The organism is Myxococcus guangdongensis, from assembly GCF_024198255.1.
Lineage (GTDB): Bacteria > Myxococcota > Myxococcia > Myxococcales > Myxococcaceae > Myxococcus > Myxococcus guangdongensis.
Genome location: NZ_JAJVKW010000004.1, coordinates 618626 through 633749, shown reverse-complemented (window position 1 = coordinate 633749; position 15124 = coordinate 618626). Strand labels below are relative to the sequence as shown.

1 protein-coding gene is annotated in these 15124 nt (G+C 64.1%); it reads right to left on the bottom strand.

Going from position 1 to position 15124, the window contains the following annotated elements; genetic code table 11:
* Nucleotides 1–403: 403 nt before the first annotated feature.
* Nucleotides 404–15115 carry an RHS repeat-associated core domain-containing protein gene (locus tag LXT21_RS15760; protein WP_254038954.1) on the bottom strand — a complete coding sequence of 4904 codons (14712 nt, stop codon included), beginning with the start codon at nucleotides 15113–15115 and terminating at the stop codon, nucleotides 404–406.
* Nucleotides 15116–15124: the final 9 nt, after the last annotated feature.

Below are 15124 nucleotides of genomic sequence, written 5' to 3'. Positions count from 1 at the left end.
TCCGCCCACACCGGGTCCTCAGCCAGGTATGCCTCTATTCGGCCAACCAACACACAAACACATCCTAACCAGCCATGAAATCACGACACATACAAGACAACTCCATCGACTATAGCAGAACAACCAGCCCCCTGAAATTCGACCTCGGCCGTCATTCCATCATAGAGTTCGCTCCATTGCCTTCGATAAGCCTCGATTCGAATCAAACGAACCTCCGGCAGATCAATGATCTCCAAAGGCACACTACCCTCGGTCCCATCGGGCTCAATTATCGACCGCATCTTCTCAGCGCGCCGAAAGGCATCACCCAACCGCACGGTTCCGCTGCAACGAACCCATGCGACGCAATGCTGACCACCAGATTGTCGCACTCGACTAATCACAACCGATCCACTCTGTCCATTCACCTTGAGGCCTCACTCACTTTGCGCACGAATTCATCTATTTGCTCACTAGTCAAACGCGAAGAACTCTTGAGCCTCTCCTCCAGCATCGTCTTGCCATGAATCTTGGGCGGCATAGAGTAGCCCATTTCTTTGAGTATCTTGCGAGCAATTTCGAGCGGAAGCTTAATTCCTGCCTTCGCCTCGAATTCAAGCGGCGGAATCGTGGCGCCGAACTCGCGTTCCAGGCCTGCGAAGATGTTGCCCTCCTCGAACTTGACCCCCTCCAAGTCTCGACGAGTAGCAATCAAGACAACGGCCTCACCTCCGTGCGATGCGCTTTCCGCGGCAAATAGAGTCGCAACGAGCGGATCCGTGGAGACTGGCGAGATCCCCATGATTTGATTGCCACGATTTCCTGGATATCCGCGTGTCGTACCTCGGAAAAACACATCTATACCCACTGCCGGATCCGGTTCCTCCTTGCCATCGCTCGACAATTGGAACGGACCGTCAAAATTAGTTGGATCAACGACAGGATCGATCCACGACCACGACTCCTGCACCGCGGGTCCGGGCAGAGCAGGTTCTTTTATCGCAGGACTGGGACGAACAGGCTCCTGAACGACTGCCCCGAGTGCGCTGGAAGCACCAGGAGCGAACATTGGCAACTGTCCCCCAAGCCTTGTCAATACCGCACACGCCGCTCGGTCACCGTTGCCGCACAATTCCTGCTGGTAAAGGATTCGCTCTCGCGCAATCGCGTCTAGTTGCTCGGATGTGAACCCGCCACATCCCTCGGTTGCACTTGGTGTACATCCACTCCCCCCGGGGCCATTGAAGAAGAGCCACAGCGCAAGTGTTGGCGGAGTGAACCACCAAGGACGAGGAAGAGTTAGGGGCTGTGCACTAGGTCCGCCCGTCGTTGACGGCTTCTGCCACTGCTCCCAGGGAAGCATCGCGCGCGGTGATAGCCCACCGCTCGGACCTCCGCCACTACCCGGGGCTGGAGTCGGCTGCATAGGCTCGAGCCCCTGTCGCCCATCTGGGTCCGTGTACCGCGTCGGGTTCCCATTGGCATACGCCCAGGGGTTAAGACCATTCGGCGTTCCCAGGTACGCCCCAGCCCCCACGGGGTCTTCGGACAGGAATCGCCCCGTATGAGTGTCAAGCCATCGCTGCTGGGCATAGGTGAGGCCCACGTCCGCGTCCCAGCCATGGCCCGTGTAGCCAATGCTCGCTTGCGCTGACGTGGGCGCTGTGTCGTCACGGAAGTTGCCCCAGGCGTCGTACCGGTGCGCGGTGAGAGTTCCGTCTGTCTTGATTCGCCCCACCCCGCTGCCGAGCCCATCATGAAGAACTCGCAAATCTCCAACGGAGATGGTCACTTCCGCGATCCGCTCCTGATGCAGTCGCGTCCCGTCACCAAGCTGTTCCTCGACAAGCTCCCCGCTATTCCAAACGTAGCGCGTCGTATCATCAGCCACGACTCGTTCACGACGCAGTCCATCAAAGCCGTAGCGATAACTCACAACTATCGACTCTTGCGCCCCACTCGCCCCTGGCTTCTGGACGCGAACTTGGCGCAACTTCCCATCTGCATCCCACTCATAATCAGACGTCTTGTTCGTTGAGCGTATCTCGGTCCGCACACGACCTGAGCCATCCGTGAAAATGGACGCCTGCCTACGCATCGCACCATCCAACGTCAAGTCATCAATAAACTTAAGACCTCCTGCGCCGTCAAATCCATACTCCAGTCGACGAGCAGCCTGCAAGGCTTGACCGTAGCCGGATTCAGACAATGCACCGGAGAAGTTCGTTGCATGGCGTTCCCCAAGACGCGTCCCATCCATTGCGAGCAGATAGAGCACAGCGTTTCCACTGGGGTACTTCACTCCAGTAAGGCGGTCCGCCTTGTCGTAACCATAAGTCGTGACCTCGCTCGATATAGTGCCCTGTTCGTTGGGATACTGAGCAATCTCTTCGATACGGTTTCCGCGCGAGTCGTACGCGTAATGGAAACCAATCTTCAGAGAAATAGGTGACTGCGCACAGTCGACATCCGCAATCGCAGATGTTGTGCGAACCGCCTTGAGCCACCCTCGGCTGTCATAGCACCAACGCTCGACTATCGAAGCGTCTGCCACCCTCACAAGCTGACCGCCCCCTTGCTCCCACTCGATGATGCGGCTTGATGCCAGTTTCTCTGCGTTTCGCGTCTTTATGTTGTTGATCCGGCCCAGCAGATCGTATTCGAACTCTTGCACCAGAAGTGGCTCAACTTCGGCCACTCCGGAGAACCGTTGTTTGAGCAGATCGGCATTCAAAGCATACGCATACTCGATCAAGTCCTCGCGATCGGACTCCGAGTCTTTTCCTCGCCTCACCTGCACGAGTCGGCCACGTGAATCGTAGCGGAATGTATTCAGCACGCTCCTGCCGACTCGGTGTTCATGCGCCTGAACAAGCTCGTCAGACGCGTCGTAGGCGAACGCCAATCTCGTGATATCTTGCTGAGGCTCGGAGGACGGGCCTGGCGTGAAAGTCTTCCAGACTGGACGACCACGGCCATCTACCAGGGTCTCAACGAGGTCACGGTCATTTCCACCTGCCTCTTCCGAGTTGTTCGGACTCGTCACTTGTTGGACGCCATTCACCCAGGATGTCGACCAATTCGACGTACCGCGCACCCGGCTCGTGGTCCGTCCCAGGTAGTCGTACTCGAAGTACTCCGAGGGCACTCCTCCGGGCGGGCGCTGGATGCTCCTCAGCCGCCGGAGTCCGTCGTAACCATACGTGAAGGCAGTCAGCCCCGGAGGCGTCACACTCGACAACTCGCCCAGCGGGCCGTACTTGTACAGCCAGGCGTCGCCGGGATTGTCTGGGTCCTTCGCGACACTGGCGACATTGCCACCAGCGTCGTATGCGTACTTCGTGTCCGTGAGCACCCCATCCCTGCCGAAGGTCTCGCGGACCATCAAGCCACGGGGGCCATAGAAGAGTGACCGAACGCGGTGAGCAGGGTCCGTCACGCTCTTGAGCCGCCCATCCAGGCGATAGGTCATCCGCGTGTACTCGGTCAGCCCCCCCTCGCCCAAGGCCATCTCCACGACCAAGCCCTGGTCGTACGTGTAACGCGTGGCAGGCCGACCCGCAGGTTGCTCCTTGCTCAGAATGCCCGCAGCATCATAGCTCCAGGCATCCGTCAGACCTCCCTGCGCCCTGGACACGGCCTGTCCCAGGCTGTTGGTGGTCACCGTGAAGTTCCGCTGCGGCAGCACCACCTCTGGGGAGGCACTGACGGTCCCCGTCTGGAGCACTGCCACCGTGCGCCCAGCCCATTGAGACTTCGTCACATATTCGTACGAGTCCGCACCTCGCTGCCAGCGCTCACTCCGCCCCAGCGAACGCCCACGGTCATCGAACTTCGTGTGCTCCACGGTCAGAACGGAAGATGGCCCATCCGTTCCTTCTGTCCTCTCCGTCCGCACCTGCTTCTGAAGCCACGATCCCGCATACGCATAAGTTGTCGTGGTCGCGTTCTTTCTCGTACTCGTTCCGCCGCCTGCCACGGTCGGCGCGTCCTCTCGCACCTCCTTGAGGATCTGATACCGCGCATTGAAGAAGCGATAGGTCTTGTAACCCAGCGGATCTGTCTCCTCGACGGCGCTGTCAGGCACCGTGAGGTCACCGCCCGTTTTCCCCTGCACCCCATAGGCAAAGGACCAGCGCCCCCCTTCCGAGCTTCCCGCCGTCGCCATCAGTTCCTTCGACAGGAGCTGCCCGAACACGTCATAGGTGAACCGCCAGTCCGCATCGGGGTGTGGCCCCTTCTGCTGGATGACGCGCCCTTCTCCATCCACCACGGTCTCCGTGATCGCCGCCGGATTGTTCGCATCACCCGGCTCCTCCACGCGATAGAGATTGCCCGCAGAGTCGTAATGGTAGGTCGTGGTCTCTGTCGCTTGGCCCTCGGTCGGTGCGACGAGGGTCCGCACCTGCCCACGCTCGTTGTAGGTGTATTTCCACGTGGCCCGCTCACCCGCGATGAAACGAACCTGCTCACGGAGCCTGCCAGCCACGTCGTAGTACTCTTCGGTCTGCTCGTAACGCTCCTGACCACCCACCATCTGGATGGTCCGGGATATCGCAACCTTTCTCAGACCGGTGCTCGCGGCCGTCGCGTCCTCATACCGACGCTCCTCTTCGAGCGTAAGCGGCCCATCCGATGACAGAATCGTCCGCGAGTAGTGCGTCAGACGTCCAAGCACATCGTGGTACTCGAAGCGCTCGTCCGTCCCCATGACGACGTCATGCTGTTTCACCACACGCCCAGCACCGTCGTAATCGACGGTGGTATGGACGCCAACGCCAGCGCCCTGCGACTTCGTGGAGCGCACGCGACCCGCGGCATCGGGCGCGTGCTCGAGAACATGACTCGACTTGCTGTTTCCGAAGGCTCGAAGCAGCACATTCCCCGCGAAGTCCCGCTGGTACTCCTCTGAGGAACGTTCTCCCGACACGGTTTCGGCGCCCGTGTAGTCCCAGAACGTGGCCCGGCCGAGGACATCGTACCCCACCGTTGTACGCAGCCCGTTCTGGTCCACGACAACACGGGCATTCCCATTCGAGTCGAAGTCCTGGTAACGACTTTCGTAACCACCCACCGGCCCTGCCGTCGTCCCAGCAGCAATGATGCGCACCCCCGTCAGTCGGCCAGAGGCGTCGTATTCGTACGCACGCTCCACGCCCACGGCATCGGTCGTCGCCACCACGCGCCCGTTCTGGATGTGGCGCTTCCGAATCGCCACCTTCGCTTGCCCCGGGGGACCAAAGGGCGTGCTCTCCTCTACGAAGACGCCACGCACCCCAGGGTCCCCATCGACGACCTCCCAGGTCTCGACGGTCCTAAGCGGTTGCGATCCATTGAGCCGCTCCTCCATCTTCGTTCGCCGATCGCCCTGCGTGTACGTGTACGTCCACTCCTGCGCCGGCTCCGCTTTGATGAAGTGCCGCGTCACCCGCCCGAGGCCGTCGTACTGCCACGCTTCTTCAGCCCCGGTTTCGTTTTCCGTCACCTCGACGACCCGCCCCAGTCGGTCGTACGTCACGTTCCGGGTCAGGGTCGCCAACCCCAGGGAGCCTGCGTGCGGGTGCGTCAGCGTGATGAGCTGAGGAAGACCGAGCTCGTTCGGTGAGCTGTAGGAGGTCTGTTGCCCAAGCGCATCCGTCTCCGCAATGAGGACACCCGAGCCGTCGGTCCCGAAGGAGCGCACCCCTGAATCCAAGGCCGTCGAACCGTCGCTGTTCACGAAAGCGATGCCTTCGACCTGTCCTTTCGTCGTGACGCGAGTCTTGATGGCTTGATGCCCATCCCGCGTGGGAGTGATTCGCTGGTCGGGGATGCCGAATTGCTTGTTCACGTCGTGGGTGAACGTTTGCTGGACGAGCGGTTCGCCAGCCTTCACCCCGAGAGTGTCTCGGTATCCGACTGCATCCTTCTGCAGGAACAGAGACGTCAAGCGATGAGACGCATCGATGTTGTACTTGAGCTCCGCCTGATTCGAGAGGGTCACGACGTCCGGGGAGATCTGACCATCGGCCCGCCACTGCGTCTTCTGCTCGGGCAGTGCCCCCGCCTTCATCCTCGTCGCACTACCGTAATCCGACAGGGAGAACACCACGTCCACCCCATCGGGGCGCGTTACCCGGCGCTGCCCCTTCGCTGGATAGAAGAATTGGTAGGCCGCAGGGCCGCTCCCGGAACTCGTCACCGAGTCAATGATCTCGGCCGGGTCGACGTGCTCGAACGTCTTCGAGTTCCCCTGACTCGTATAGTGGGCCACCCACTGGTCGAAAAATGCCACGTCACCCGACGCCGGAGGCGTCGTGTCCTGGCTGACCTGATAGTGCGCCTCTCTGAGCTCGTTGACCCGCCTCCAGCGCGAGTAACCCGTCGCTAGCTTCGGAACAGGCTCGTATTCGTAGCGCCAGGCTTGCTGGGGCAGCCCTGTCCGCCGCACGGCCTTCAGCAGATTGCCCCAGGCGTCGTGCTCGAACTCGACCCGGTGCAGGGCCGCAGCGGGATTGACGCCTTGCCCCACGCCCGACGGCAGGCTCGAGTTCAGGTAGAGCCCTACGGCGGACATCAGCTTCAGGTTCCGGGAGCGTGCCAGCAGGCGCAGCTTCTCCGCGTTCCCCCTGACGTCGGCATCCTTGTACTCGAAGACCAGGGTGACATGTCCCGGCGCACGAGAGACGCTCGCCACGAGGTCCGAGCCCGGAACGTAGGTCAGCATCGTCCAACCCTGCTTCGGCTCATCCGTGCCTTGACCGTCGGAGAACTCCGTCAGGACCCATCGCCGCTGGTCGGGAATTCCCGTCGCGAGCACCGACTCGGTCTTGAATCGGTACACCATCCCCGTCGATGTCGTGAACTCCGCGCCATCCACATCAACCGTGAGGCGCCCTCCGTGGGACTTGTCGGTGCTGCAGTCACTCGCCGCAAAGCCCGCTTGATTCACCGTCGCGCAGACCGGGAAGTCATACGACTGGCCATTCAGCACGACGATGTAGCGTCCCAATTCCTCCTCGACGACGAACCCCTCGTAGTCATGAGTCCAGCCCACTCCGAGCGGTGACACCTCATTGTTCTGGTTGTTGAACGTCCGCGAGAACGACACGGCCTCCGCGAGATGAGGGACGGAGAAGTCCTCGTGCGTCACCCGGAGGTGGCCTCCCGCGAGGTTGACCCCCTGAAACACCGTCTGCCCGGCGGCCATGGCGTTCACGAACGTATAGCGTCCCACCGGCTCGCCCAGCACCTGCTTCATCGGCTTGCTCACGCCCGTGGGCCCTGCCTTCGGCTCGAGGGTCAGGACCACCTCTCGTCCCTGCGCGCGCATGTCCTGCATCCGCCCCAGGTGATTGGCGAGCGGCAACGCGAAGCGCCCAGCGCCGTTCGCGCCCGGCTTCGCCTGGATGATGAGCGGCTGGGAGATATCCGCGTCCGCCTCATCGAGATACCTCACCACCTGGTACTTGCCTGCCCCCGTCGCCTCGTTCCGAACGTACCGCACCTCCGCAGCCTTGAGCAGCGTGTCCTTCGTGCACTCAGTACCCTCGCAGAGGCGGATCGTCCCCTCCGTCATCACATCCGGCTCGATGGCGAATTGAGCCATGGCCTTGACGGAGATGGGCCGAGAGGTCGCGCTCTGCGAAGACAGCGCCGAAGGCGTCGCCCGCGCCAGCGAGCGAACCTGCGTGTCCTCGCTGCCCGCCGTCACGAAGTCCGTGCGCGGCGAGATGCCATGGAAGTTGAAGCGGTACAGCACATTGTCCGCGTTCCCGCTCAGGTACAGCTCGAAGTACAGGATGTCCGCCGCCGACAGCACCTCCGGGAGATACTCTCCATCACAGGTGCCGCTGATCGTCCGCTGCTCGGGGTTGAACGCCACCGGGCACTCGATGCCGAAGTCATCCGTTCCCAGCCGCAGCCGGTATTCACCACTCACCGTCCCCGCACGGCCCGGAACGTCCGGCGTTTGCAGGCCATTGAGCAGGAACTGGTACGCCACGTCATCATCCGTGGCCTCAGGCCGAGTCCCCGCGAGGACACGCCCCCCATCGGCCGAGCCACCATCCAGCTGAACATGCTCCCCACCCTCGGCGACGATGGTGGCGGCACCCAGCTCCAGCACGCGGAACTCATGCTCGCGAGCGCGGTCATATCGCTCCAGCGCCGAGCCATTCTCCTCACGATGCCGGTAGACGTTCTTCAACCCCACCGCCCACTTCGGCAGTGACTCGGGGTGCTCACCGGTACCCGGTTCGGACTCCGGCATCCCATCCCGATTCTTGCACTCGCCGGGCTCGCAGAAGTTCGGCGGCGGCGCGTTCACCTCGTCGGGCTGGAGGAAGCCGTCGTCGTTCCGGTCCCGCTCGAGCATCGGATGTCCGACGACGTGCAGGTAGTAGTTGGCCCTCGGCAGCGCCCCCAGGATCGCCGTCTGGCCCTGACCATTCACGTAGGTCAACGGAGTCTGGACAGACGCCGTGTGCCGGCCCGGGCGCACCGGGAACGTCACCACGACGGGCTGCTCCTCGGCCGTGCCCGTGACACGCACCACACGGCCCGCGATCGCGGGAACACCAGGAGGCACGTCCACGACACGGGGCGTCCCCATGTCGCAGCGCCCGAGCAACCGGTGGGGCGAGGACGCGGGCAGCTCGGAGCAGAACTGCTCCAGCGCCTCTCCCGGTGCGCCCAGGTCCCGAAGCATCCCGGGCTCGCAGATGCCGCCATCCGGCAGGTAGCCGACCGTCACGCATGACGCCTCGTCCGGCCCGGCGTCGACATGCGCGACCACGCCTGCATCACTCCCGACGCCACCGTCAGTCGCCACCTCAGGCAACTGGCGCACGCGCCAGTGGGTGTCGAGTTGGAGGAAGTCATCCTTCGTCGTCCCCGCCCCACCGTGACGAACGAGGCTCGGCCGCGCCGCGACCTGAACGCCCTCGGGAGTCAGACGTCTGGACACACGGATGTCGAGCTCGGGAGGATAGAGCTTGAGGTCCGCGGGAATCCCCAGCTCCGCTTGGGTGCACCGAGACAGCGTCATCGTCTCGCCCAACTCCGTCACCTGCAGCGGTCCACCCGCCTCGTCATCCGCCTGACAGGCCCCCGACGCGGAGCGCTCGACACGGTTCACGGCGGGCACCGTCACGTGGGCCATGCCCGAGTAGCCCGTCGCGTGGTTCACCGCGAAGACCACCAGGCGATCCCCCGGGTTCAACCGCAGATGATTGGTCCGGTTGTCACGGCAGTTCCCGTCGTAATAGCCCTGGTCCGCGTCGCTCAGGCCACCACCGTCGGAGGTTCCGAGCTCCCGCTCCAGCTCTCGGCACCGCTCGCGCGCCACCTGCCGGATGCGCGCGGCGGGGCCGGTCCGCACCCGCGTGTAGTAACCATGCGGGTCGCCGGGCTGATACGAGCCCTGGCTACACACTGCTCCATTCGGCGTCCCCGCGGCGAACGTGGCGATGGGGTGCTCGAGGTCATCCTCGCGGAAGAAATGCACCTCGGTGGACTTCACATCGCGCAGCGCGATGTCGACGAACTCCCCCGGCGTCTGGGCCCGCTGGCTGTAAGCGTCCTCGTCACAGTTCAGCCCAAGTGACTCACCTCGCCGATTCACGAAGGTCAGCGCGCCATACAGCATCCGCACATCCACCAGGATGTCCGCGCGCGCGCTGCTCCCCGGGCTCACCGTGAACGTCTGGGAGCAGACCGGGAACTGGTTGAGCGTCGGCGTGTAGCGGATGACGCCATCATCCCCGAGTCGTTCCACCAGACGAGGGCCCGTGGGCACTTCCGTGCAGGCAATCCCCATCTCCCCACCCGTCAGGCCCGCCACCGGAATGCCAAACCCTCCGGAGGCCCCCGTCATCCCCACCGAGCCGCCGCCAGGGCCTGTGACAGTCACCCTCAGGTTCTTGAAGCGGACCGGGCTGTGGACCGCTTCGTCGCCCACGTCACTGAAGGTGTCCTGCAACGTGCGCAGCCGCAGCTTCGCCCGCGCCGGCCCCGCGTCCCCTGGCTCCCGAACCAGCTCCGCCTCGAGCTTCAGGAGGCGATGCGAGGACTTCGACAACGCGGACAGGGTCAGCACCGTCCGCCCCTCGGGCAATGCGACATCCTGCGCCACCGCCGCCTCGCCCACACCCTGCGCCTGCCATGCGCCCGGAGTCGGCTCCGGCAACGGCCCCTGTGGGCCCTCCGCCGTCAGCGTCACGAGCACCGTCTCGGGGTTGGCCACCTCATAGGGGTCCATCGAGACGAAGCGCGACCGGAAGTCGAGCGCCAACGAATAGGGCAGCGTCACGGTCTGCTCGGACGCAGGCGCCCCCTGACCTGGAAGCGTGGGCCTGCTCACCTCCAGTTCGAGCTGACGCTCCAAGGGAGCGCGCACCGAGCCCGTCACCGCGCCCGGTATGGCCATTCCCGCCAGGGTGTCAAAGGCGGTGTAGCCAGCTTGATTCACCCCACCCCCAAGCTGGGCGTGCGCCTCTGTCACCGCGAAGTTCGACAGGAATTGTTTCCAGAGGGGCTCCGATGACCTCACGGGGCGAACGCCTCCCCTGGAACCGCGAAGGCCACTTCCGCCATCGAGCGGCTGCCCAGCGTCGCCTCCCGCATCATCCAATCCCAGCGCCACAGCCACCGCCTGGTGCTGGACCTCGTCGAGCGGCACATAGCCCACGAACTCCAGGGACGTGAGTCCCAGCGGGCTCAATGGATTCAGCACCGTCGCATCCGCGCTCACCCGCGCGAAGCCCACGCGCTTGAGCTGGTGCCGCTGAGGATCATGACCGAGGACCATCGCCAACCGCCCCGCGGGCAGGTTCGTTCGATTGGGGAACGTCACGCTGACGGCCTTCTGAAGCCTCAGCCCCGCCGGCCCCATCTGCCAGAGCGCGCCAAGGCCCGCGCGACCCTCCATGGGCAGCGGAAGGGCATAGGGCTGGACCTCTGTCGCGGTCACCAACCCGCGAGTGGCACCGTCCTCGAAAAAGAAGCCCTCCGCGGGCACGTCCACGCGCAGGCCCCGATGACGTCCGGCGAAGTCCATCGACATCGGGCGAAGGGCATCGACCACCTGGGCGGAGGCTGTATCGACGGCGGTCAGTGCCAACGGAGCATCCAACGTGTCGGCTTCGGACTGGGCGAACAGGCGGCGACGCACCGAGGGGAACGATTGTCCCTCGGACGTGACGCCTCCCTCATAGCGAAGCGCCAGCTCACCACCGCGCGACGGGAAGAGCGTCCAGTTGCCATCCGGACCACTCACCGTGGACAGCGTCGTCCCTTCCACCGAAACCTTGACTCCTGGCAGAGGCCGATAGTCGGCATCCACGACGTACCCACGCACACGCGTCAAGGGACGGCGCACCGTGAACTCGCTGGAAAACTCCGCGTTGCCCATTCCCGGCAGCGTCACCGGCTCGAGGTTCTTCACCAGCACCCTCAGTCGAGCCCCTTCGGGGAGCGGATCCCTGGCGATGAAGGACACCGTCTGCCCCCCGGGCGCCACGGAGTAGCCCCCAGGCAATGCCGCCCCCTCCCCGTTCACATGGACTTGGAAGCGCTCTGCCAGGGCTGTCCCTCGGATGGGCTTGTTGAAGGACACGCTCACCAGCGAGTCGGGCTCAATTCCCTGCGCGCCCCCTCGCGGCGAGACCCCTGTCACGGAGAGCGGCTCCTGACTTGCGTCGCGGTAGCGCACCGTGACACTCGCCGCTCCCACCATGCCGCCCAGCGCGCCTTCGGACACCTGCGTGTCCTCCGCGGTGACGTGGATGACGTTCTCCCCCAGGCTCAATCGCACCGTCGTGGTGTACTCCTCCCGCGCCGATGACACGTCGAGGGACTCCGTGCCAATTCTCAGACTTCGAAGCGGTGCGGCGCTGGTGACACGCACACGAACCGTCACCTCCGAATTCGGCGCCTCGAACCCATTCGATGGTTCCAGGATGGCCACCCGTGGAGCACTTCCACGAAGCGTGAGCGTGGCCATCTGCTGGGTGCGGTTGCCCGCGACGTCGCGAGCCACCACGTTGACCTGCGTGGGAACCTGCGGTGGCAGCGTCACATAGGCGCTGAACGCGCCCGCGACGACACGCACCGGAACGCCATCCACCAACACCTCCGACAGGTGTCGGTCTCCCACCGTCCCCATGAGCAAGTAAGGCGATTGCGCGATGCGATCCCACCCCGAAGAAGGAGGGGTCAGCGAGAGTTGAGGCGGAAGCCGGTCGATAGCCACGGTCCGTGTCTGCGATTGCGAACGGCCGCGTGCATCCGTCACCCGGAACTGGAGCGAGTAGTCACCGTCCGCGAGCGACAAGGCGCCCGTGAACTCACGACCGTTCACCGCCATGCCCACACCTTGCACAGTGACCGTCAGCGGGAGTGTGCCCCCCTCGATCCGGCCACGGACGACCACGTGGGCTCCCCCGTAGACCCCACCCTCCTGCGGCGCCTCGACCACCAGGACCGGAGCGGGTTCCACGCCAGCGCCGGCATCCGAGTTCCCCACCGAGCCAGCGTCACTGCCATCCATGGCGCCTGCATCTCGAGACGGAACCCCTGCATCCCGAGGCGGTGTCCCCGCATCCTGCCCAGCACCTCCGTCTGGAGTCCCGCCATCTCCCACCCCACCATCTCCTGGTTCTTCGGAGTTTCTGATGACCGACACGCTCTGGGTCGAGGTGTTCCCCGCGGCATCCATGACCGTGACCACGAGGAGGTTGGTCCCCTCGAGCAACGAATGCGTCCGCCGCCAGAGACCATCGGGCCCCCGGACCAACTCCTCCCCGCCCACCAGAACGCTCTCGACGAGGCTCTCGTCCACCACCTCGACTTCGACCTCCACCTGGGCCTCCCGCGTCACCAGGCCATTCACCGGCTTGCGAATGGTGACGACCGGAGGCACGGCATCCAGGACGAAATTCCTCCGCTCCTCGCGAACATTCCCCACGAGGTCGGTCGCAGTGATGACCAGCACGTGCGCTCCCGAGGCGGAGACCGTGCTCCCGCTCGTCAACGGCGCGCCATCGAGGGTTGCGCTGACAGTGCCAGGATGAGCATCCGCCACAGTCCAGGAGATCGTCGCTGGCGTCCTGCGAAGCTCGCCCTCGTCGACCCCCTCCACCGTCACGACGGGGGGCGTGCGGTCGATGACGAAACTCCTGACCGTACTCGTGACGTTTCCGGCTTGATCCTCGGCTCGAATCTCGAGCAGGTACGCCCCATCATCCCCCACCGCCGTCCCCGAAACGAATGGCGTGCCACCCAGCGTCGCGCTCACGCTTCCAGGATTCGCATCCGTGGCACTGAAGACGGGCGTGACGACCCGCGCCACGAGCCCTTCTTCTGGAACTCCGTCAACCACGAGGAGTGGAGGCGTGAAGTCCAGGGTGAATGAAACGGTGGAGACCGTTCGGTTGTCCGCCTTGTCACGGGCGGTGACCTTCACCGTATGCCGCCCCTCGGCGGAGATGGTGTCGCCGCCGCGATACTCCTGGCCATCCAGGAGGGCTTCGACCCCTTCCGCCGCCATGTTGAGGTCCTTGGCGGTATAGCTCACCACGACAGGCCCATTGAGAACGGCGCCCTCCGCCACGCCCGACAACGCCACGAGCGGGAAGGTCCGGTCGATGGTGAAGTTCACCGTGGCGATGCCGTAATTGGCGGCGCGGTCCTTCGCGACGACGTAGAGCGAGTACGTGCCATCCTCGTGGATGGGGGTGTTGTTGGGATGCCCCACGCTGTTCAACGTGATGATCAGCGCCTCGAGATAGTTGCTGTCCACCTGAATGGATGGAGTCACCACCCGCGAGGCGAACTCTCCTTCGGAGATACCCGCCACGGTGATGACCGGCACCCGCACCAACAACGTGAAGCGAACCCGCTTCATCGCCACCCGGCCCTCGGGATCCTGAGCGGTGACGAGCAGTTCGTACTCACCATCCGCTGACACCTCCGTGTTGTTCGCGATGGCGACACCATTGAGCGTGGCCGAGGTGTTGACCACGTAGGGGCTTACCGCCTCCCACTCCACCGTCACGGGGCCGCGCGTCACGTCGCCATCGGACACCCCTCGCACGGTGATGACCGGAGCATTTTGATCGAGCACCACGGCTCGACACACCCGGGAGACGTTCCCGCAGGAATCCGCCATGACCGCCGTGATGGAGTTCACGCCCTCCACAAGCGGCACGTCCGACCTGAAGCCATCCGAGCCCACGAGCCAGGCTGGCGTGCCATTGACGACCAAGGACTTCCCATCGCTGCCATATCTACCCGAGGCAACGACTGGCGAGCTGGTGACGTAGGCGCCATCCTCGGGCTCGGTGAACGACAGTGCTGTTGGGAGCGTGTCGGCATCGAAGATGGCGACGCGCACGTTGGAATCGGAGTCACCCTGAACCAGGACCTCCAGCCGATTCGTGGAGTTCAAGGAGATGGCGGTCGCATGGACACGGCGTTGCGAGGGAGGCACTCCCGCCAGGACCTCCACCCCATTCAAGCGAACCTGGGCGTCAACGGTCTCGCCCAACATGTCCACCACCAGCACGCCGAGCGTCCCCGCGCCCTTGGGCTCGAAGTCGACCACGGCGGGAGACGGCGCGTGCCCCGGCTGCAGGTATCCCGTGTCCGCCATCATGCAAGGAAGCGTGCCCAGCGTCGCGACGGAGACCCGGACCCGACCATCCCCCTGGGCCTCGACCGTGAGCTGGTTGGTCGCGGAGAGCGTGACACGAAAGACCTTCAAGTCCTGGCCCGCGGAGAGCGTCCCTACCGCGACACCATTGAGAGAGACGGTCGCGGACTGTGCCCGCCCTGTGCCTCTTCCATCTCCATTCTGAAGGACCACCAGGGCATCCAGGTTGTCCGAGGCAGCGAAGGTCTCGGTTCGAGCCTCTCCACCGGGGACCGACAGCCCGCCCAGTCGCCAGCTCGGATTCACCGTCTCGGGCAGAACACCCGCACACGCCGGAGCGAGCGACTCCACGGGGAGCGTCGCACGCGACACGCCTGGCGCCGGGCCGAGCTCACTGGGGAGTGGCTCCTGACCCTCCGACTTCGTGCGACAGCTCGCGAGGGCCGCGACCACCAGGAGCGCGAACACCCGCTTCGACCAGACTCCCACGCCACCCTGGTTCATCCCTTTTCT